This is a genomic window from Roseateles sp. So40a (assembly GCF_048081605.1).
In the GTDB taxonomy this organism is placed as follows: domain Bacteria; phylum Pseudomonadota; class Gammaproteobacteria; order Burkholderiales; family Burkholderiaceae_C; genus Roseateles.
This window is the reverse complement of sequence record NZ_CP182288.1, coordinates 5,751,077-5,772,354: the sequence shown is the minus strand read 5'-3', so window position 1 is coordinate 5,772,354 and position 21,278 is coordinate 5,751,077. Positions and strand designations below refer to the sequence as shown.

The 21,278-nt window shown below is 69.5% G+C and carries 18 protein-coding genes; 9 read left to right on the top strand and 9 right to left on the bottom strand.

Annotated elements, in window-relative coordinates:
* Positions 1 to 32 precede the first annotated feature (32 nt).
* The 6 genes from ACNI65_RS26265 to ACNI65_RS26240 all read left to right on the top strand — a co-directional run bounded on the left by ACNI65_RS26265 (position 33) and on the right by ACNI65_RS26240 (position 11,291).
* Positions 33 to 1,202 (top strand): hypothetical protein, encoded by a 1,170-nt coding sequence (locus tag ACNI65_RS26265; protein WP_416760511.1) that lies wholly within the window; start codon positions 33 to 35, stop codon positions 1,200 to 1,202.
* Between the two features lie 97 nt (positions 1,203 to 1,299).
* Positions 1,300 to 1,809, top strand: coding sequence for a TlpA disulfide reductase family protein (locus ACNI65_RS26260; protein ID WP_416760510.1), 510 nt, complete (start codon positions 1,300 to 1,302; stop codon positions 1,807 to 1,809).
* A gap of 168 nt (positions 1,810 to 1,977) precedes the next feature.
* Positions 1,978 to 3,402 (top strand): MdtA/MuxA family multidrug efflux RND transporter periplasmic adaptor subunit, encoded by a 1,425-nt coding sequence (locus ACNI65_RS26255; RefSeq protein WP_416760509.1) that lies wholly within the window; start codon positions 1,978 to 1,980, stop codon positions 3,400 to 3,402.
* Between the two features lie 18 nt (positions 3,403 to 3,420).
* Complete coding sequence (locus tag ACNI65_RS26250; RefSeq protein ID WP_416760508.1) at positions 3,421 to 6,651, top strand: MdtB/MuxB family multidrug efflux RND transporter permease subunit; 3,231 nt, start codon at positions 3,421 to 3,423, stop codon at positions 6,649 to 6,651.
* On the top strand, positions 6,648 to 9,806 hold the full coding sequence (locus ACNI65_RS26245) for a multidrug efflux RND transporter permease subunit (RefSeq protein WP_416760507.1): 3,159 nt from the start codon (positions 6,648 to 6,650) through the stop codon (positions 9,804 to 9,806). Before ACNI65_RS26250 ends, ACNI65_RS26245 begins: the two co-directional genes overlap by 4 nt.
* Positions 9,807 to 9,809: 3 nt before the next feature.
* Positions 9,810 to 11,291, top strand: a complete 1,482-nt coding sequence (locus tag ACNI65_RS26240) for an efflux transporter outer membrane subunit (protein ID WP_416760506.1) — start codon at positions 9,810 to 9,812, stop codon at positions 11,289 to 11,291.
* Positions 11,292 to 11,356: 65 nt separating this feature from the next.
* Here the strand turns inward: ACNI65_RS26240 and lipA are convergent, their stop codons facing one another.
* The gene (lipA, locus tag ACNI65_RS26235) at positions 11,357 to 12,367 is read right to left on the bottom strand and encodes a lipoyl synthase (RefSeq protein ID WP_416760505.1); all 1,011 of its coding nucleotides are present in this window, start codon (positions 12,365 to 12,367) and stop codon (positions 11,357 to 11,359) included.
* 31 nt (positions 12,368 to 12,398) lie between these two features.
* Positions 12,399 to 13,067 carry a lipoyl(octanoyl) transferase LipB gene (lipB, locus tag ACNI65_RS26230; protein ID WP_416760504.1) on the bottom strand — a complete coding sequence of 223 codons (669 nt, stop codon included), beginning with the start codon at positions 13,065 to 13,067 and terminating at the stop codon, positions 12,399 to 12,401.
* Positions 13,068 to 13,135: 68 nt separating this feature from the next.
* Between lipB and ACNI65_RS26225 the strand changes: the two genes are divergently transcribed.
* Complete coding sequence (locus ACNI65_RS26225; RefSeq protein WP_416760503.1) at positions 13,136 to 13,840, top strand: tetratricopeptide repeat protein; 705 nt, start codon at positions 13,136 to 13,138, stop codon at positions 13,838 to 13,840.
* On the opposite strand, the gene ACNI65_RS26220 is transcribed toward ACNI65_RS26225, so the two are convergent.
* From ACNI65_RS26220 to ACNI65_RS26190, 7 genes are all read right to left on the bottom strand, one after another.
* On the bottom strand, positions 13,841 to 14,131 hold the full coding sequence (locus ACNI65_RS26220; RefSeq protein WP_416760502.1) for a DUF493 family protein: 291 nt from the start codon (positions 14,129 to 14,131) through the stop codon (positions 13,841 to 13,843).
* 24 nt (positions 14,132 to 14,155) lie between these two features.
* Positions 14,156 to 15,037, bottom strand: coding sequence for a D-amino acid aminotransferase (locus tag ACNI65_RS26215; protein ID WP_416760501.1), 882 nt, complete (start codon positions 15,035 to 15,037; stop codon positions 14,156 to 14,158).
* Between the two features lie 127 nt (positions 15,038 to 15,164).
* A complete protein-coding gene (locus ACNI65_RS26210) occupies positions 15,165 to 16,334 on the bottom strand; it encodes a D-alanyl-D-alanine carboxypeptidase family protein (RefSeq protein WP_416760500.1) in 1,170 nt (389 codons plus the stop codon).
* Between the two features lie 14 nt (positions 16,335 to 16,348).
* Positions 16,349 to 16,984 carry an alpha/beta hydrolase gene (locus tag ACNI65_RS26205; RefSeq protein WP_416760499.1) on the bottom strand — a complete coding sequence of 212 codons (636 nt, stop codon included), beginning with the start codon at positions 16,982 to 16,984 and terminating at the stop codon, positions 16,349 to 16,351.
* A gap of 15 nt (positions 16,985 to 16,999) precedes the next feature.
* Entirely contained in the window at positions 17,000 to 17,332 is a 333-nt protein-coding gene (locus tag ACNI65_RS26200) for a (2Fe-2S) ferredoxin domain-containing protein (RefSeq protein WP_416760498.1), read from the bottom strand.
* A complete protein-coding gene (locus ACNI65_RS26195) occupies positions 17,329 to 18,471 on the bottom strand; it encodes a VanZ family protein (RefSeq protein WP_416760497.1) in 1,143 nt (380 codons plus the stop codon). The genes ACNI65_RS26200 and ACNI65_RS26195 overlap by 4 nt, the downstream gene beginning before the upstream one ends.
* 6 nt (positions 18,472 to 18,477) lie before the next feature.
* A complete protein-coding gene (locus ACNI65_RS26190; protein ID WP_416760496.1) occupies positions 18,478 to 18,906 on the bottom strand; it encodes a CopD family protein in 429 nt (142 codons plus the stop codon).
* Between the two features lie 220 nt (positions 18,907 to 19,126).
* Between ACNI65_RS26190 and hemB the strand changes: the two genes are divergently transcribed.
* On the top strand, positions 19,127 to 20,134 hold the full coding sequence (gene hemB, locus ACNI65_RS26185) for a porphobilinogen synthase (protein WP_416760495.1): 1,008 nt from the start codon (positions 19,127 to 19,129) through the stop codon (positions 20,132 to 20,134).
* Between the two features lie 55 nt (positions 20,135 to 20,189).
* Positions 20,190 to 21,278 carry a magnesium transporter CorA family protein gene (locus tag ACNI65_RS26180; RefSeq protein WP_416763707.1) on the top strand — a complete coding sequence of 363 codons (1,089 nt, stop codon included), beginning with the start codon at positions 20,190 to 20,192 and terminating at the stop codon, positions 21,276 to 21,278.

Sequence of the window (21,278 nt, the reverse complement as noted above, 5' to 3'; positions counted from 1 at the left end):
ATGCCGCCGAGGACCCACAAGAACGAGAGAGCATGTCCCGCCCGCCCCCCACCGTTGCCGCGCCCCTGGCCGCCAATGACATGGTGCCGCGCCCCAGCGATTCGCAATGGGGCGACATCGTCCAGCAGCTCGGCGCCGAGATCGCCGGCCCGCTGAGCGCGGCGCTGGAGCGGATCCATGCCCTGGTCAGCACCGGCCAGATCGATCGCCAGGGCCTGCGCGCGCTGCGCGACTCGGTGGCGCAGGCGCGCGAGGCCGGCATGGTCACGCAGCAGCTCGCGCGGCTGGCCTCGGGCCGCCTGCGGCTGTCGCGCGAGCGCGTCCATCTCACGCAGGTGCTGCGCGGCGTGCTCACGCAGCGCAGCCGCGAGACCCAGGCGCGCGGCATCCAGATCCGCCAGCTGCTGCAACCCATCGAGGTGACGACCGACCCGTCGCTGCTGTTCTCGCTGCTCAACGCGGTCATGGACTGGGCGCTGGCCAACACGCATTCGTCGCTGGAGATGCGCCTCGACCTGACGCCCTGGCCGGCCAAGGCGCGCCTGATGTGCCGCTTCGCGCATCGCTCGCTGGACCTGGGCAGCGCGCCCTCGCAGGCGATCCACGAGGCGCCGGAATCGTTGAACTCGCTGACCTGGCGGCTGATCGAGCAGACCGCGCTGACGCTGGGCGCGCTGCCGCTGCGCGAGGACGAGGCCGGCATCACGATGCTGACGATCGAGATCCCCAACGTCGCCGGCGAGGAACCCGGCGTGCAGCATGCCGAGAAGCCCGTGCTGCCGCCGGACCGCCCCGAGCTCGAGGACCCGGCCCCGTCGCACAACTCCAAGCCGCTAGCCGGCTGCCACCTGCTGATCGTGTCGCCGCGGCGCGAGGTCCGGCAGGAGATCCAGTCCGCCGTGCGCCACATGGGGCTGATCATCGACGCGGTGGGCTCGATGGACGAGGCGCTGCAGTTCTGCGAGGAGGGACTGCCGCACGGCATCGCCTTCGAGCAGTCGCTGCGCGACGCCGATTTCGACCGCCTGCATGCGGACATCACCGCCGAGGTGCCGAGCTTCAGCTTCATCGAGGTGATGGACGGCGACCAGCAGACGCAGTTGTCCACCGCGACGGCGGATCACCTGGCGCGGATCTCGCGCCAGAACCTGCAGGACGCGCTGCCCTCGGTGCTGCTGTTCGAGCTGTCCAAGGCGATCTGAGCCCGCCCCACCCCGCTTGAGCCCGACCGCTTGAGCCCCACTGCTTAAGCCCCACCAAAGTGGCGGGGCAAGGGGCGCGGGCCTACACTCCCCGCCCATGAAGCTGCCTCGCTGGACCGGACTCCTGTTGCTCGTCGCCGCCGTCGGTGTGGGCGCCGGGCTCGCCTATGAAGGGCTCAAGCCCGAGGCCGCGCCGCAGGTGAACTACGTGCTGCTGGACGGCTCCAGGCACAGCTCCGCGCAGGCCTGGACCGGCAAGGTGATGCTGGTCAACTTCTGGGCGACCTCGTGCACGACCTGCGTCAAGGAGATGCCCAACGTCATCGCCACGCACCAGAAGTACAAGGACAAGGGCTTCGACACGCTGGCCGTGGCGATGAGCTACGACCCGCCCGCCTACGTGGCCAACTACGCCGAGACCCGCCACCTGCCCTTCGGCGTGGCCATGGACAGCACCGGCGAGATCGCCCGCAGCTTCGGCAAGGTCCAGCTGACGCCGACCACCTTCCTCATCAACAAGCGCGGCGAGATCGTCAAGCGCTTCGTCGGGGAACCGGACTTCGCCGCGCTGCACGGCACGATCGAGAAGCTGCTCGCCGAGAGCTGAGCCCCGCGCGAGTCCCCTCGCGTTCTGCCCCGACATGCCGCTCCCGAAGCGGCATTTTTCATGGCCGCTCCCCGGGTTAGCCCGGACGCTTTGCGATTCTTTTCGCGGGCGACACCAGCCTGCTGTGGCCAGATACTAGGGTGACGACATCACGCTTCGTCCGCCCGAATGAACACGAACAACAAGCTGCCTCGCGTGCCGGTTTCCGGCGTCGTTTCCACCCCCGCCGCGCCGATGAGCCGGCGACAGCGCGGCCGCGCCGCCCCGTGGATCCTGGGACTGGTCGTGCTGGCCGTCGCGGCCGGCGGCTGGTGGTGGTGGAAGGGCCGAGGCGCTGACGGCGCCAACGGCGGCCCAGGCGGACCGGCCCGCGCGGCCAGCGGCGCCGGTGCTCCCGGCGCCGGGGGCGCGGCAGGCCGCGGCGGCCGCTTCGCCGCCAACCGCGTGCAGCCCGTGTCGGTGATGCCGGCGCGGCTGCAGGACATCCGGCACACCGCCGCCGCGATCGGCACGATCACCGCGTCCAACACCGCGGTCGTGCGCGCGCAGGTCAGCGGCGTGCTGCAGCAACTGCACTTCACCGAAGGCCAGCAGGTCAAGGCCGGCCAGCCGCTGGCGCAGATCGACGCGCGCGCGTTCCAGGCGGCGCTCGGTCAGGCCGAGGGCCAGCTCGCCCGCGACAAGGCCACGCTGGACAACGCCCGCATCGACCTCGCCCGCTACAAGGACCTGCTCGCCAAGGACGCGATCGCGCGCCAGCAGGTCGACACGCAGCAGGCCACCGTCCGCCAGCTCGAGGGCACCGTCAAGTCCGACCAGGCCGCCGTCGACAGCGCGCGCCTGCAGGTCACGTACACCCGGGTGCTCGCGCCGATCTCCGGGCGTGTCGGTCTCAAGCAGGCGGACATCGGCAACGTCGTGCAGACCGGCGACACCAACGGCATCGTCAGCATCACGCAGACGCGCCCCATCGCGCTGACCTTCGCGGTGCCCTCGGCGCTGCTGCCGCAGATCACGGCCGGACTGAAGGGCAGCGCGTCGCTGGCGGTCGAGGCCTGGAGCCGCGACGGCAAGGTCCGCCTGGCCACCGGCAAGCTGGCGACCGCCGACAACGCGATCGACCTCAGCACCGACACGATCAAGCTCAAGGCGCTGTTCCCCAACGACGACGACGCGCTCTACCCCAACCAGTCGGTCAGCGTGAAGCTGCAGCTGGCCACCGAGCAGAACCGCCTGGCCGTGCCCGCCGCCGCCGTGCTGCGCGGTGCGCAAGGCTTCTACGTCTACGTCGTCGCGCCGGACAACACGGTGAGCACGCGCGTCGTGCAGACCGGCGCGGTCGACGGCGACTGGATGGCCGTGGACGGCAAGCTCGAGGCCGGTGACCGCGTCGTCATCGACGGCGTCGATCGCCTGCGCGAGGGCGCGAAGGTCGAGGTGATCGCCAGCGATCCCAAGCAGCGCGCCGGCGCCAACGCCGCGCCGCGCCGCCAGCGCGGAGCGAGCGCGCCCGCTGGGGCAGAGCCGTCGGCGTCCGCGGCCTCCGGGGCGCGCCGTCATCGCGCGGCCTCTGCCTCTTCCTCCTCCGACTGACGGCGCCCGGCCATGGCCATGAACCCGTCCCGTCCCTTCATCGAGCGGCCGGTCGCGACTTCGCTGCTGATGCTGGCCATCCTGCTGGCCGGCCTGCTGGCCTACCGGCTGCTGCCGCTGTCGGCGCTGCCCGAGGTCGACTACCCCACCATCCAGGTCACGACGCTGTACCCGGGCGCCAGCCCGGACGTCATCTCGACGACCGTCACCGCGCCGCTGGAGCGCCAGTTCGGCCAGATGCCCGGCCTGGGCCAGATGACTTCGTCCAGCTCAGGCGGCGCCTCGGTGATCACGCTGCGCTTCTCGCTGGGCCTGTCGCTGGACGTGGCCGAGCAGGAAGTGCAGGCCGCGATCAACGCGGGCTCCAACCTGCTGCCCAGCGACCTGCCGATGCCGCCGGTCTACAGCAAGGTCAATCCGGCCGACGCGCCGGTGCTGACCATCGCCGTGACCTCGCCCTCGCTGCCGGTGATCAAGGTCCATGACCTGGTCGAGAACCGGCTGGCGCCCAAGCTGTCGCAGGTCGACGGCGTGGGCCTGGTCAGCATCGCCGGCGGCCGCCGGCCCGCCGTGCGCATCCAGGCCAACCCGCGCGCGCTGGCCGCGCTGGGCCTGTCGCTGGACGACGTGCGCAGCGCCATCGCCGCGGCCAACGTCAACCAGGCCAAGGGCAGCTTCGACGGCTCGCAGCGCGCGTCCACCATCGACGCCAACGATCAGCTGCGCTCCGCCGCCGAGTACCAGAACCTGATCATTGCCTGGAAGAACGGCAACCCGCTGCGCCTGAGCGACGTCGCCCAGATCGTCGACGACGCCGAGAACCTGCGCCTGGCCGCGTGGGCCGACACGACGCCGGGCGTGATCCTGAACGTGCAGCGCCAGCCCGGCGCCAACGTGATCCAGACGGTGGACCGCGTCAAGGCGCTGCTGCCCAAGCTGCAGGGCACGCTGCCGGCCTCGGTGGACGTGCAGGTGCTGGCCGACCGCACGACGACGATCCGCGCCTCGGTCGACGACACCGAGATCGAGCTGCTGCTGGCCATCGCGCTGGTGGTGGCGGTGATCTTCCTGTTCCTGCGCAGCGGCAGCGCCACGCTGATCCCGAGCGTGGCGGTGCCGCTGTCGCTGGTGGGCACCTTCGGCGTGATGTACCTCGCGGGCTTCTCGATCAACAACCTCACGCTGATGGCGCTGACGATCTCGACGGGCTTCGTCGTCGACGACGCGATCGTGATGATCGAGAACATCGCGCGTTACGTCGAGGAAGGCGATTCGCCGATGGAAGCGGCGATCAAGGGCTCGCGGCAGATCGGCTTCACCATCATCTCGCTGACGGTGTCGCTGATCGCGGTGCTGATTCCGCTGCTGTTCATGGGCGATGTCGTGGGCCGGCTCTTCCACGAATTCGCGATCACGCTGGCGGTGGCCATCCTGATCTCGGCCTTCGTGTCGCTGACGCTCACGCCGATGATGAGCGCGCGGCTGCTCAAGCCCGAGACCGAGCAGAAACACTCGCGCCTGGGCACGTGGTTCGGCGAGAAGTTCGAGGCCATGATCCAGGCCTACGGCCGCGGCCTGGACTGGGTGCTGGACCGCCCGGTGCTGACGCTGCTGGGCTTCGCCGCCACGCTGGTGCTGACCGCGCTGCTGTATGTCGTCGTGCCCAAGGGCTTCTTCCCGGTGCAGGACACGGGGCTCGTGCAGGTCATCACCGAGGCGACGCAGAGCACCTCGTTCGACGCGATGAGCGAGCGCCAGCAGAAGCTCGCCGAGATCTTCCTGAAGGACCCGGACGTCGATCACATCGCGTCCTTCATCGGCGTGGACGGCGCCAACGCGTCGCTGAACACCGGGCGCATGCAGATCACGCTGAAGCCCTTCGCGAACCGGCACGCCTCGGCCACCGAGATCATCGCGCGGCTGGGCGATGCCAACCGCCAGGTGCCCGGCATCACCGCCTACATGCAGCCGGTGCAGGACCTGACCATCGAGGACCGCGTCTCCAAGACGCAGTACCAGTTCCTGCTGAGCTCGCCCGATTCGGCCGACCTGCAGAAGGCCAATGACCAGCTGCTCGCGCGGCTGCAGCAGCTGCCGCAGCTCGCCGACGTCGCCAGCGACCTGCAGAACCAGGGCCTGCAGGCCTGGCTGCAGATCGACCGCGAAGCCGCGGGCCGGCTGGGCGTCACGATCGCGGCGATCGACACCGCACTCTACAACGCCTTCGGCCAGCGCCTGATCTCGACGATCTACACGCAAGCCAGCCAGTACCGCGTGGTGCTGGAGGCCGCGCCCGAGTTCCGCAGCGGTCCGCGCGCGCTCGAGGGGCTGTACGTGCCGGGCAGCACGACGACGACGAGCGCGACCGGCGCGGCCTCGACGACCTCGGTGCAGGTGCCGCTGAGCTCGGTCGCGCAGATCGTGGAACGGCCGGCGGCGCTGGCCATCAACCACGTCGCGCAGTTCCCGGCCGCGACGATCTCATTCAACCTGCCGCCCGGCGTCGCGCTGGGCGACGCGGTGAAGGCGATCAAGGCGGAGCAGGCCCAGCTCGACCTGCCCATCAGCGTGGAGACCAGCTTCCAGGGCGCGGCCGAGGCCTTCAGCAACTCGCTGTCGAGCACGCTGTTCCTGATCCTGGCCGCGGTGGTCACGATGTACATCGTGCTGGGCGTGCTCTACGAGAGCTACATCCACCCGGTCACGATCCTGTCGACGCTGCCGTCCGCGGGCGTGGGCGCGCTGCTGGCGCTGCTGCTGGGCGGGCTGGACCTGGGGATCATCGCGATCATCGGCATCGTGCTGCTGATCGGCATCGTGAAGAAGAACGCGATCATGATGATCGACTTCGCGCTCGAGGCCGAGCGCGAGCAGGGCCTGGAGCCGCGCGCCGCGATCCACCAGGCCTCGCTGCTGCGCTTCCGTCCGATCCTCATGACGACGATGGCGGCGCTGCTGGGCGCGTTGCCGCTGATGCTGGGCACGGGCGTGGGCCATGAGCTGCGCCATCCGCTGGGCGTGACGATGGTCGGCGGGCTGATCGTCAGCCAGCTGCTGACGCTGTTCACGACGCCGGTGATCTACCTGGGCTTCGCGCGGCTGTCGCTGCGCTGGCGCGCGCATCGGGATGCCCGCCGCGCCCAGCGCGCGGCGCAGGCCGAGCGCGGCCCGGACGCGCCGCAGATCGCCGATCCGGCCGATCCGGCGGGACCGATCGCTCCGGTCGCTCCGGGCGGAGACACGCGATGAACATCTCGGCGCCCTTCATCGCCCGCCCGGTCGCGACGACGCTGATCACGATCGGCATCGCGCTGGCGGGGATGCTGGGGTATCACTTCCTGCCGATCGCGCCCTTGCCGCAGGTGGACTTCCCGACGATCTCGGTGTCCGCGTCGCTGCCCGGCGCGAGCCCCGACACCATGGCCGCCACGGTGGCCACGCCGCTGGAGCGCGCGCTGGGCAGCATCGCCGGCGTGACGGAGATCACCTCGCGCTCGTCGCTGGGCTCGAGCAACGTGACGCTGCAGTTCGACCTGAGCCGCGACATCGACGGCGCCGCGCGCGACGTGCAGGCCGCGATCAACGCCGCGCGCACGCTGCTGCCCTCAGGCCTGCCGAGCAATCCGACCTACCGCAAGGTCAACCCGGCCGACGCGCCGATCATGATCCTGGCGCTGACGTCCCGGACGCTGACGCGCGGGCAGATGTACGACACCGCCTCGACGGTGCTCGCGCAGCGCCTGGCGCAGGTGGACGGCGTGGGGCAGGTCAGCGTGGGCGGCGGCGCGCTGCCCGCGGTGCGCGTGGAGCTCAACCCGGACAAGCTCGCGGCCAACGGCATCTCGCTGGACCAGGTGCGCACGGCCATCACCAACACCAACGCCAACCGGCCCAAGGGCGCGGTGGAGCAAGGCGGCCGGTACTGGCAGGTCGGCGCCAACGACCAGGCCCGGACGGCCGCGGAGTACGCACCGGTGGTGCTGTCCTACCGCGACGGCGCCGCGCTGCGGCTGCGCGACGTGGCCGAGGTGAGCGACTCGGTGCAGGACGTGCGCAACTACGGCGCGTCCAACGGCCAGCCGGCCATCCTGCTGTTCATCCAGAAGGAACCGGGCGCCAACATCATCGAGACCGTGGCCCATGTGCGCGAGCTGCTGCCGCGGCTGCAGGCCTCGATCCCGCCGGCCATCGAGCTCAAGGTCATCAGCGACCGCACGCCCACCATCCGCGCCTCGCTCGAGGAGGTGCAGCGCGCGATGGCGATCGCCGTCGGGCTGGTGATCCTCGTCGTGCTGCTGTTCCTGCGCAGCTGGCGCGCGACGCTGCTGCCGGCGGTGGCCGTGCCGGTGTCCCTGGCGGGCACCTTCGGCGTGATGTACCTGTGCGGCTACAGCCTGGACAACCTCTCGGCGATGGCGCTGACCGTGGCCACCGGCTTCGTCGTGGACGACGCCATCGTGGTGCTGGAGAACATCACCCGCTACATCGAGCAGGGCTACGCGCCCAAGGAGGCCGCGCTGCGCGGCGCGCGCGAGATCGGCTTCACGGTGATCTCGATCAGCCTGTCGCTGGTGGCGGTGTTCATCCCCATCCTGCTGATGGGCGGCGTGGTCGGGCGGTTGTTCCGCGAGTTCGCGGTGGTGCTCTCGGCCTCGATCCTCGTGTCGATGGTCGTGTCGCTGACGACGACGCCAATGATGGCCTCGCGCGTGCTCCAGGCTCGCAAGGAACCCGAGCCGGGTTCGACCCGGCGCAAGGGCTGGTTCGCGCGCGCGGCCGGCCGCTTCAACCGCGGTCTGGCGCGCGGCTACCGGCGCTCGCTGATGTGGACGCTGCGGCATCAGCCGGTGGCGCTGCTGTCGCTGGTGGCGGTGATCGCGCTGAACGTGCACCTGTACGGGATCATTCCCAAGACCTTCTTCCCGCAGCAGGACACCGGCGTGCTGATCGGCGGCGTGCAGGCCGACCAGGGCAGCTCCTTCGAGATGATGCGCAAGCGGGTGGACCGCTTCATGGAGATCATCCTGTCGGACCCGGCGGTGCAGAACGTCAACGGCAACACCGGCGGCGGCCAGCGCAACGGCGCCAACTTCTACATCACGCTCAAGCCGCTGAAGGAGCGCAAGGTCTCGGCCGATCAGGTGGTGAACCGGCTGCGCGACAAGATGGCGCATGAGCCCGGCGCCAACCTGTTCATGGTGCCGGTGCAGGACATCCGCATCGGCGGCCGGCAGGCCAACGCGCAGTACCAGTTCACGCTGCAGGCGGACGACCTGGAGGTGCTGCGCGAATGGGAGCCGCGCGTGCGCAACGCGCTGTCGCAGCTGCCCGAGCTCACCGACGTCAACACCGACCAGCAGGACAAGGGCATGCAGACCTCGCTGGTGATCGACCGCGACGCCGCGGCGCGCCTGGGCATCACGGTGAGCACCATCGACACGACGCTCAACAACGCCTTCGGCCAGCGCCAGGTGGGCGTGATCTACAACCCGCTCAACCAGTACCGCGTCGTGATGGAACTGGCCCCGCAATACCTGCAGGGACCGGAGACGCTGCGCAAGCTCTACGTGACGAGCAGCTCGGGCGCGCAGGTGCCGCTGTCGTCGTTCAGCCGCTTCGAGACGACCAACACGCCGCTGTCGGTGAACCACCAGAGCGGCTCGCCGGCCTCGACGATCAGCTTCAACCTGCCCGAGGGCGTGTCCCTGTCGCAGGCCACGGACGCGATCAACAACGCGATGTCGGAGCTGGGCGTGCCGGTGCAGGTGCGCGGCACCTTCGCGGGCACGGCCAACGCGTTCCAGGACGCGCTCAAGTCGCAGCCGTTGCTGATCGGCGCGGCGATCATCGCGATCTACCTGGTGCTGGGCATGCTCTACGAGAGCCTGGTGCATCCGGTGACGATCCTGTCCACGCTGCCCTCGGCGGGCGTGGGCGCGCTGCTGGCGCTGATGATGTTCAACACGGAGTTCTCGATCATCGCGTTGATCGGCGTGATCCTGCTGATCGGCATCGTGAAGAAGAACGCGATCATGATGATCGACTTCGCCATCGCGCGGCAGCGCACGACGGCGCACCTGACGGCGGGCGCGGCGATCTTCCGCGCGGCCAAGCTGCGGCTGCGGCCCATCCTGATGACGACCTTCGCGGCGATCTTCGGCGCGGTGCCCCTGGCGCTGGGCAGCGGCGATGGCGCGGAGCTGCGTCAGCCGCTGGGCATCGCCATCGTCGGCGGCCTGATCCTGAGCCAGCTGCTGACGCTGTACACGACGCCGGTCGTCTTCGTGATGATGGAGCGGCTGCGGCAGCGCGTGATGCGCCGACGTGCCGCCAGGCGCGTGGCCACGCCCCCAACGCCACCGATGAATCCCGAGCCGCCCGCGGCTCCGACCCTTCAAGGCTAAGACATGCCGACCCCGATGACCTCGACCTTCTCTCCTTCTCCCGTCGCGGCTCGCCGTGGACTCGCGCGTCCCTCGGCGACCGCCACTGGCGCGGCCTTGCTGGCGCTGACGCTGCTGATGAGCGGTTGCGCGGTGACGCGCGTGGATCCGCCGGCGCCGGTCCAGGCCCCGGCGCAGTTCAAGGAAGACGGCTTGTGGAAAAAGGCGCAGCCGGCGGTCGCTGAACCGGTGCCCGAGCAGTGGTGGACGCTGTTCGACGACCCGGTGCTCAATGACCTGCAGCACCGGCTGGTGATCGGCAACGAGAACCTGAAGGCCGCGGTGGCGCAGGTGGCGGGCGCGCGCGCGGCGCTGGAGGCGAGCCGGTCGGCGCTGTTCCCGACGCTGTCGGTGGGCCTGTCGGGCACGCGCAGCGCGAGTCCCGACGGGAATGTCTCCAACGGGTCGATCAATCGCGGTCCGACCAACAGCGTGCAGGCCTCGCTGAATGCGAGCTGGGAGCCCGACCTGTGGGGGCGGCTGCGCCTGGCCAGCGAAGGCGCGGGCGCGACGCTGCAGGCGACGGCGGACGATCTGGCCGCGGCGCGGCTGAGCGCTCAGGCGACGCTGGCGCAGACCTATTTCTCGCTGCGCACCGCGGAGGCGCAGGAGGCGCTGTATGACCGCAGCGTCGCGGCGTATCAGCGCTTCCAGGACCTGACGCAGGCGCGATACGAGAGCGGCGTGGCCGCGCGCAGCGATGTGCTGCAGGCGCAGACGCAGTTGCGCTCGGCGCAGGCGCAGTTGCTGGAGACACGCTCGACGCGCGGTCAGCTGGAGCACGCGATCGCGGTGCTGCTGGGCTTGCCGCCATCGGCGCTGGACCTGACGAAGAGCGCGGCCTTGCCCAAGGCGCCCGAGGTGCCGGCGATGCTGCCCTCGCAGTTGCTGGAGCGGCGGCCGGACATCGCCGCGGCGCAACGGCGCGTGGCATCGGCCTACGCGCAGATCGGCGTGGCGGACGCGGCGTACTTCCCGTCGCTGACCTTGTCGGGCAGCGGCGGATATCGCAGCAGCACCTTGAGCAACCTGCTGTCGGCGCCCAACCTGTTCTGGTCGGTGGGGCCGTCGCTGGCGCAGGCGATCTTCGACGGCGGCCAGCGCAAGCTGGCGAGCGCGCAGGCGCGCACCAGCGCCGAGGTCGCGACGTCGACGTATCGGCAGACGGTGCTGACGGCGCTGCAGGAGGTCGAGGACAACCTGATCCTGGCGAACCATCTGCGCGAGGAAGCCGAGCTGCAGGCACAGGCGCTGGATGCGGCGCAGCGCAACCTGGCGCTGGTGACGGACCAGTACCGCGCGGGGACGGTGTCCTTCCTGGAGGTCACGACCGCGCAGAACAGCGCGTTCAACGCGGAAGCGTCGCTGCTGTCGGTGCGCAACCGCCAACTGGCGGCGATCAACCTGCTGCTCAAGAACGTGGCGGGGAAGTGGGCGGCGGTGTGACCCACCTCGAGCACACATGAAAAACGGCTCCCTCGGGAGCCGTTCTTCCTGGAGCGCTCAGCGCCTCAAGCCGCGGAGGCCTTCTCGGCTTCGGCCTTCTCCAGCGCGGCGTGGGCCTGCTGGTCGGCGTGGTAGCTGGAGCGCACCATCGCGCCGACCGCCGCGTGCGTGAAGCCCATCTTGTAGGCCTCTTCCTCGAACATCTTGAAGGTGTCCGGGTGCACGTAACGACGCACCGGCAGGTGGTGACCCGACGGCGCCAGGTACTGGCCGATCGTCAGCATGTCGATGTTGTGCGCGCGCATGTCCCGCATCACCTGCAGGATCTCCTCGTCCGTCTCGCCCAGGCCGACCATGATGCCGCTCTTGGTCGGCACGCCCGGCACTTCTTCCTTGAAGCGCTTCAGCAGGTTCAGGCTGAACTGATAGTCCGAGCCCGGACGCGCTTCCTTGTACAGGCGCGGCGCAGTCTCCAGGTTGTGGTTCATCACGTCCGGCGGCGCCGCCTTCAGGATGTCCAGCGCGCGGTCCATGCGGCCGCGGAAGTCGGGCACCAGCACCTCGATCTGCGTGGTCGGGCTCAGCTCGCGCACCTTGCGGATGCACTCGGCGAAGTGGCCGGCACCGCCGTCGCGCAGGTCGTCGCGGTCCACGCTCGTGATCACCACGTAGTTCAGCTTCAGCGCCGCGATCGTCTTGGCCAGGTTCAGCGGCTCGTCCACGTCCAGCGGATCCGGCCGGCCGTGGCCGACGTCGCAGAACGGGCAGCGCCGCGTGCACTTGTCGCCCATGATCATGAACGTCGCCGTGCCCTTGCCGAAGCACTCGCCGATGTTGGGGCAGGAGGCTTCCTCGCACACGGTGTGCAGCTTGTGCTCACGCAGGATCTGCTTGATCTCGTAGAAGCGCGTCGACGGGCTGCCTGCCTTCACGCGGATCCAGTCCGGCTTCTTCAGCTGCTCCGCCGGAATGATCTTGATCGGGATCCGCGCCGTCTTGGCTTGCGCCTTCTGCTTGGCGGTCGCGTCGTAGTCGGACGCGCTCTTGGCTTCGTGGGTGACGTTCTCGGTTGCCATCAGGCGCTCTCTCGGTTGCCGTGTTCGGGCCTCAGGGTTGGAGTTGGGCGGACAGCCGTTCCCCGAACCGCTGGGCCACCGTGGCCCAGTCCGTGAAAACCCCGAGTGTACCGAGGTCCACCGTTTCAAGCCCTGCGTACCCGCACGGATTGATCCCCCGGAAGGGCTTCAGGTCCATCGCGACATTCAGCGCCACCCCGTGATACGTGCAGTGGCGGCTGATCTTGATCCCCAGCGCCGCCACCTTGCCCAGCCCGCGGAAGGGGTCGGCGGGATCCGCCGGCCCCGTCAGGGCGGCATGCGCCCCGGGGTCGTCCAGCCGCACGTAGATGCCGGGCGCGCCGGCCACGCGGTGGCCTGTGACGCCGAAGCCTTCCAGCGTCTGGATCACGGCGGTTTCCAGCCGGAAGACGTATTCCTTGACGAAGATGCCCAGGCGCTTGAGGTCCACCAGCGGATAGGCCACCACCTGACCGGGACCGTGATACGTCACCTGGCCGCCGCGGTTGGTCTGCACGACGGGGATGCCCTGGGCGTCGAGCACGTGGTCGGCCTGGCCGGCCAGGCCCTGCGTGTAGACGGGGTCGAACTCGCAGAGCCAGAGTTCATCGGGGGTCTCCGAACCGCGCGCGTCGGTGAAGGCGCGCATCGCGTCCAGCGTGGCCGCATAGTCGACGCGGCCCAGGGTCTTGATCAGCATCCCGGCATGCTAGCCGCGATGGGCCTAGCATCCAGCCCATCGGGACATTCAGCCTCAGGAGCCCCGCCATGCGACGTCCCCCGTCGGTCCTCGTCCCTTCCCTCGCCCTCTCCCTCGCACTGGTGCTGCCGCTGGCGACTGGCCCGCTCACGGTCCAGGCTGCGACAGCCACGGCCCCGGCGGCGATCACGCTCGATCAGGCCCTGGCGAGTTATGAACGCGGCGATCTGCGCGCCGCGGAGCGGCAATTCCAGCAGTTGTCCAAGCGCGGACTCCCGCTGGGCGACTACAACCTGGCGATGATGAACATCCGCGGCGAAGTGCCCAAGCCCGACGCGAGGCTGGCCAAGCGGTTGCTGGAGCGCGCGGCCGAGCGCGGCCTGGTGCGCGCCGCGCTGTCGCTGGGCGAGTTCCACGAGCAGGGCATCGGCGGCAAGCCGGACCTGGTCCAGGCCCAGGCCTGGTACCTGAAGGCGGCGGAGCAGGGCAGCGTGGACGCGCAGGTCGCCGTGGCAACGGCGTTCTACCTGGGTCGGGGCGCGGAGAAGGATTTCCCGCTCGCCGCGCAGTGGTACCGGGAGGCAGCCAAGGCGGGCGATGTCGGCGCGCAGTACCTGATCGCGTCGATGTACGAGCGGGGTCTGGGCGTGGAGAAGGACCTGCGCCTGGCGCGGTACTGGTACGACGCCGCCGCGCGCAATGGCGACGACGCGGCGCCGTTCAAGCTGAAGGCGATCGACGCGGAGCTCGCGGCGAGCGCCGGGACGATCTGATTACAGAACCACTTTCACCATCGGGTGCGTGGTCAGCGTGCGATAGAGCTCATCGAGCTGCTCGCGGCTGGTCGCGGTGACGGTGATCGTCAGGCCGAGATAGTTGCCGCCCTTGCTGGGACGCTGCTCGACGGTGGCCGCGTCGAACGCGGGATCGAACTGGCGCGCTACGCTCACGATGGCCTCGAGGAAACCGTCCACATGCGCGCCCATCACCTTGATGGGGAACTGCGACGGGTACTCGATGAGCGACTGCTCGGGCGGGATCGGGGCGTTGTTGAACGTGGTCATGATGGGAAATCCAAATGGAGGCGGTCACAGGCTTTGCAAGACCTTGGCCCGCTGGTACGCCTCGTAGAGCTTCGCGTAGATCGGTCCGGGCTTGCCGCGCAGCGCGCCGTGGCCGACCGGTTCGCGGTCCAGCCGCGTGACCGGCGCGACCTCCTTGCTGGCCGAGGTCAGCAGGATCTCGTCCGCCGTCAGCAGTTCCGATTCAGCGATCGGGCAGCGATTGCAGGCGATGCCGAGCTCCTCGCAGAGCTCCTGCAGCAGCCGCACGCGCACGCCTTCCAGCAGCGTCTCGCCCGGCGGCGGCGTCAGCAGCGCGCCATCGCGCACGATCCAGACATTGCTGCTGGAGCCTTCGGTCACCTGCCCGTCGCGGATCAGCACCGTCTCGTCGGCGCCCTGATCGACCGCCGCCTGCCTCGCCAGCACGTTGCCCAGCATCGAGATGCTCTTGATGTCGCCGCGCTGCCAGCGAAGGTCGCGCGCCGTGACGCAGCTCAGGCCCTGATGGCGCTGCTCGACGGACAGCGCCGGCAGCGGCTGCGTGTACGCGAGCACCGTCGGCTCGATGTCCGTCGGCATCGCATGGCCGCGCGCCGCGACGCCGCGCGTGACCTGCAGGTAGATGGACTGATCCTGGACCTCGGGCAGGTGCGCCACGAGGCTGCGCAGCAGATCCAGCCAGGCCTCGCGCTCGTACGGGTCCTCGATGCGCAGCGCCTTGAGGCTGCGGCCGAGCCGGTCGAGGTGGTCATCCACGCGGAACAGCCGTCGCGCGTAGACCGGGATGGCCTCGTAGACGCCGTCGCCAAAGAGGAAGCCGCGGTCCATGACCGGCACCCGGGCATCGCCCAGGCGGCCGAGGTGGCCGTTCAGGTAGCAGGGCAGATCGGCCCAGGGCATGGTCATCGGTGGCTCCCGCAAGTGGTCACGCCATGGCCACCGACTGTACGCCGCTGGCCCCCCGCGCCAACCCCGGCAAGCGAGGGGCCTTGAGGCGAGGGACCGCGCGGCGGGCGTGCGGGCTGTCCGGCGCTTACTTGATCCAGAGACGGATCGCGTCCCAGGCGCGGCCGAAGATGCCGGCCAGCGGCACTTCCTGCTGCACGACCAGCGGGACCTCGGCCACCGGCGCGCCGCCGGCCGTCGTCACCTTCAGCGTGCCCACGCGCTGGTTGAGCGCCAGCGGCGCGACCAGCGGGTCGGTGCGCTGGATGTCGGTCTTGAGCTTGCCGCCCTCGCCGCGCGGCACCGCGACGAAGACCGCGTCGGCCGCGCCCAGCTTGGCTTCCGGCGCCGCGCCCTTCCAGACCTTGACCGTGGTGATCGGCTGGTTCTTCTCGAACAGGCGCACCGCGTCGAACGCGGCGTAGCCCCAGTTCAGCAGCTTCTGGCTCTCGGTGGCGCGCGCTTCCTTGGACGCGGTGCCCATCACCACGCTCAGCAGGCGGCGCTTGCCGTTGGGCACGTCGCGCTGGGCGCTGGCGGCCAGGCAGTAGCCGGCGGCATCGGTGTAGCCGGTCTTGCCGCCGTCCACCGACGGATCGCGGCCCAGCAGCATGTTGCGGTTGGACTGCTTGATCTTGTTGAACGTGTACTCGCGCTTGGAGTAGTACTCGGCGTAGTACTGCGGATAGTCCTGGATCACGTGCGAGAAGATGACCGCGATGTCGCGGGCGCTCGTCTTGTGACCCGGCTCGGTGATGCCGGTGACGTTCTTGAACGACGTGTTCTTCAGACCCCAGGCCTGCGCCTGCTTGTTCATCATCGCGACGAACTGCTCGACGGTGCCGCCCACGCCCTCGGCCAGCGCGACCGAGGCGTCATTGCCCGACTGGATGATCATGCCGCGGATCAGCTCGTCGACCTTGGGCGTCATCGTGGTGTCGATGAACATCAGCGACGGGTCGCCCTTGCGCTCGTCCCAGGCGCGCTTGGACACGGTCAGCGTCTGGTCCAGCGTCAGGCGCTTGGCCTTGAGCGCGTCGAAGACGATGTAGGCCGTCATCAGCTTGGTCAGCGACGCGGGATCCTGCGGCGTGTCGGCATCGCGCTCGGCGAGCGTCTGATTGGTCGTCAGGTCCAGCAGCACGAAATTGCGCGCCGCGATCTCGGGCGGCGTCAGCGCCTGCGCCGAGGCGCCGGTCGTCATCAGGAAGCTGGACAGGCCCACGCCGAGGGCCAGGGATGCGAGGAATCGTTTCATGTCGAGGGAGGTCCTTAGGCGCGCGCCTCGCCGGCGGCATGCCAGCTGCGCGTCACCAAGCTCTTGAGCAGCGGCAACTGCCCATGGAAGAAATGCCCGACACCGGGCACCACGATGACCGGCAACGCCTGCGGGCGCGCCCAGTCCAGCACCGCGCTCAGCGGCACCACATCGTCCTGTTCGCCGTGGATCACGACGGTATCGGCGGGCACCGTCGCCACGCCGAAGCGGCTGGCCGCGGGGCCCACCAGCAGCAGGCGCTCGGCGGGCTGCTCGAGCCGGAGCGCCGCCTGCGACGCGACGAAGCCGCCGAAGGAGAACCCCGCCAGCGCCAGCGGCAGCGCGGCGTCGCGGAACGCGGCGATCACGGCCAGCGCATCGTCGACCTCGCCGCGGCCTTCGTCCCACGCGCCGGCGGACTGGCCGATGCCGCGGAAGTTGAAGCGCACGGTGCGATAGCCCTGATGGACGAAGGCGCGCGCGATCGTCTGGACGACCTTGTTGTCCATCGTCCCGCCCTGCGTCGGGTTGGGGTGGCAGATCACGACGACACCGCGCAACGGGCCCGCGTCGACCGCGGGTTCATCGATGGCGCATTCGATCTCGCCGGCCGGACCGGCGATCTGCCGGCGCTGGGTCTGAGCGTTCATGGCTGCGGGCTCCGGTCAGCGGCCGACGGAGTCGTCGAGCACGAGGCGGTCGACGACCTCGCCGTGCTTCAGATGGCGCTCGACGATCTCGTCGATGTCGCTGTGGTCGACGAAGGTGTACCAGACCGCGTCCGGGTACACGACCGCCACCGGGCCGCCGGCGCAGCGATCCAGGCAGCCCGCCTTGTTGACGCGCACGCCGCCCTTGCCGGCCAGCTTCTCGGCCTTCACGCGCTTCTTGCAATGGTCGAAGGCCTCTTGCGCGTTGTGCTGCAGACAGGCGTTCTCACCGTCGCGCTGGTTCAGGCAGAAGAAGATGTGGCGTTGGTAGTAGCTGGGGGAGCTCATCGGTCGATTGTAGTTTCAGGGTTTCCACCAAGCGATCGTTCGTGCGATCCGTCACGCGCGGTCACACCGTAGAGCAGCCAGGCCAGCGCCGCGAAGGGCCACAACCAGCCCACCCACTGCGCCAGGCCGTAGAGGTTGACGAAGCGGCCCTGCTCCCAGAACTGGAGGCTCTCGATGAGGTAGGGATCGGAAGGGGCCTCGGCCATCAGCGCGATCAGCGCGGTCAGCACCACCAGGCCCCAGGCCGCATTGGCGCGGCGCGACATGAACGCCGCCAGCAGCGCGAGCACGCCGCCGATGATCAGGCCCGGCGCGGTCGTCGCGGTCAGCCACGCCCAGGCGTGATCGGGACCGAAATTCAGCAGCGTGGACCAGGCCGTCGTGGTGATGCCGATCGCCAGCGCGCCCAGCACCAGCAGCGCGCGGCGCCATCCCGGCCGCGCCACCGACAGCGCCAGCAGGCACGGCGCAAGCAGGCCCATCGCGATGGCGATGGCCTCCAGGCCGGGCGGCAGGGGCAGCTCGTCGGCGAGCTCCTTGGGGACGAGTTCCCACGGGGTGTTCTCGAGCAGCATCTCCGCCCATTCCCGCAGCCTCGGGAAGAGCTGGCCCAGCCCCAGCGGCAGCGGCGCGGGATAGAGCAGTCCCACCGGCCACATCGCCAGCAGCGCCAGCGCGCCGGCGCTGTGCGGCACGAACCAGCGCTCGCGCCAGCCGTTCCAGCGTTCCAGTCCGCCCAGCCACAGCACGGCCCACGCGCACAGCGCGCCGAGCGCCGCACCGGCGCTGTTGAGCAGGAAGTCCGCCAGCGACGGCACGCGGCCGGGCAGGAAGTACTGCAGCGTCTCCATGGAGAACGACAGCAGCGGCAACCCCACCAGCGTCAGCAGCAGCGCGCGCCACAGCCCGCCGCCGCTGCGCACCACCGCCGAGAAGCACAGCAGGCCCAGCGGCCAGTAGCCGGCCACGTTGATCCACACGTCGAAGCGGCCCCAGTAGCGCGGCCAGGGCAGGCCGACGATGCCGGGCCAGGGCAGGCTGGGCGGCATGCGCCAGGGCCAGAACGGATACAGGCTGGCATAGATCACCAGCACGGCGTAGCACAGGGCCAGCCAGGTGGCGGAACTGCGCCTGGGCATCACGGATCAGAACGGTTTGACGACGACCAGGATCACGATCGCCCCGAACAGCAGCACCGAGATCTCGTTGAACACGCGGAACCACTTGTGGCTGCGGCGGTTGGCGATCAGCTCGAACTTGCGCAGGTACGCGCGGCAGACGTGGTGGAACCCGATCGCGAGGACGACCAGCGTCAGCTTGGCGTGCATCCAGCCGTTGCCCGGACCGCGGCCGATGCCGTAATACAACCAGAGGATGCCGCCGAACAGCAGCGCCATCACCATCAGCCCGCTGCTGAAGCGGTAGAGCTTCAGCGCCATCAGCAGCAGCCGCTCGCGTTCGGCGTGGCTGTCGGCGGGGACCATGGCCAGGTTGACGAAGATCCGCGGCAGGTAGAACAGGCCGGCGAACCACGCGGAGACGAAGATGATGTGAAGCGCTTTGATCCAGAGCATCACGGCATTATGGACGGCGCGAAAAAAAACCCCGGCTTCACAGCCGGGGTCGGAAAGCCTTATCGCTGTCATCACGCTAAGGCTCCTGCTCAGGGAGGAAAAGCAGGGAATGACAACCAACGGCTATCATTCAGGAGCGACTTTAACAGATCTGCCGAATTTCTGAATCTACGTCTTTCCACCTAGACGCCCCTCATCCCGGTGGTATTTCTCGGAAACCATGCAACTTCCCGCACCTTATCCCGCCAGCCGCCCCCGTCGCCTGCGTCGCGATGCCTTCACCCGGGCGCTGGTCCGCGAACACCGGCTGCACGCCAGCGACCTGATCTATCCCGTCTTCGTCCATGAGGGCGAGAACCGCGTCGAGCCGATCACCCCCATGCCCGGCGTGTCCCGGCTGAGCCTGGACCGGCTGATCCCGGTGGCCGAGGAATGTGTCGCGCTGGGCATCCCGGTGATGGCGCTGTTCCCGGCGATCGAGCCCGGCCTGAAGACGCCCGACGGCATCGAGGCGACCAACCCGGACGGCCTCATCCCCCGCGTCGTGCGCGCGCTCAAGGAGCGCGTGCCCGGGCTGGGCGTGCTGACCGACGTGGCGCTGGATCCGTACACCAGCCACGGCCAGGACGGCGTGCTCGACGAGCAGGGCTACATCCTGAACGACCGCACCGTGGAGCTGCTCAAGGCGCAGGCGCTGGTCCAGGCCCGGGCGGGCGTGGACATCGTCGCGCCCAGCGACATGATGGACGGCCGCATCGGCGCGATCCGCGCGGCGCTCGAGGCCGACAGCCACATCCACACGCGGATCATGGCCTACAGCGCCAAGTACGCCAGCGCCTTCTACGGCCCGTTCCGCGACGCGGTGGGCTCGCGGACCAACCTCGGCAAGGCCGACAAGAAGACCTATCAGATGGACCCGGGCAACACCGACGAGGCGCTGCGCGAGGTCGGCCTGGACCTGGCCGAGGGCGCGGACATGGTGATGGTCAAGCCCGGCCTGCCCTACCTGGACATCGTCCGGCGCGTGAAGGACGAGTTCAAGGTCCCGACCTTCGCGTATCAGGTCAGCGGCGAGTACGCCATGATCAAGGCGGCCGCCGCGAACGGCTGGCTGGACCATGACGCGGTGATGCTCGAGGCGCTGCTCGCGTTCAAGCGCGCCGGCGCCGACGGCATCCTCACCTACTTCGCGATGGACGCGGCCCGCCTGCTGCGCGACGGCGCCTGACGCCGCCCGACGTCGCATGACGACGCCAGGGAACGCCACCTGCCCGATCGCCCCGATGCGCATCTTCCATCTCGGTGAGGCCACCTACGAGGAGCTCGCCGCCCTGCCCGACGAGCCGCCCGCGGAGGGCTTCCTGTGGATCGGCCTGCCGCGGCGCGAGTTCGAGCTCCAGCTCGGCGGGCTGCAGCAGCGGCTGATGCGCTGGACCGGCGCGCAGCTGCTCGACCTGCATGTGTCGGATCTGATGAATCCGCAACTGCCCTCGCACTTCGACTACACGAGCTGGTATGACCTGATGGTCTTCCGCCGCCTCGCGACGATGCCTGGGAGTCAGCAGTACCTGGGCGAGGACGAGCCCCGCAACGCCGCCGCGGTCAACGAGGCGCTGAAGGCGATCGACACCAGCCCGGTGGGGTTCGCCGTCTTCGACCGCGTGCTGATCACCGTGCATCCGGGCGAGTGCTCGTTGCGCGACTACTTCGCCGGCAAGCTCGGCGCGCAGCAGGAAGGCCGCGACCTGCGCGGCAGCTCGCGGCTGCCGACCAGCCCCGCGGAGCTGATGCTGCGCATGGTCAACCACATGGTGGACAGCTACCTGGACCTGCGCCGGCTGCTGACCCGTCAGCTCACGACGCTGCAGGGCCTGCTGCTGCGCGGCCATTTCCGCGACTGGCCGGTCGTGCTGCACGCGCGCGACACGCTGTCTCGCCTGGAGGACCTCTGCGAGGACCAGCGCAGCGCCGTCCAGGAATGGATCGACGCGCTGGGCGAATGGCCAGTCGGCGACGCCCGCGCCGAGCGCGAGCGCGAGCTGCTTCGCGTGCGGTCGCGCGACGTGCTCGAGCACGTCGAGCGCGTGCTGACCCATGTGCGGCGGCTGGAGACCTCGGCGGAGACCTCGGTGCAGATGCACTTCTCGCTCACCGGCGAGCGCACCAACAACATCATGCGGACGCTGACCGTGCTCACGGCCATCTTCCTGCCGCTGAACCTGATCACCGGCGTGTTCGGCATGAACTTCGACACGATCCCGCTGATCCACGCCGCCACCGGCTTCTGGATCGCGGTGGGCGTGATGGTCGTCACCGCCATCGGCCTGGGCGCCTTCTTCTGGCGCAAGCGCTACCTCGGAACGCAGCAGTAG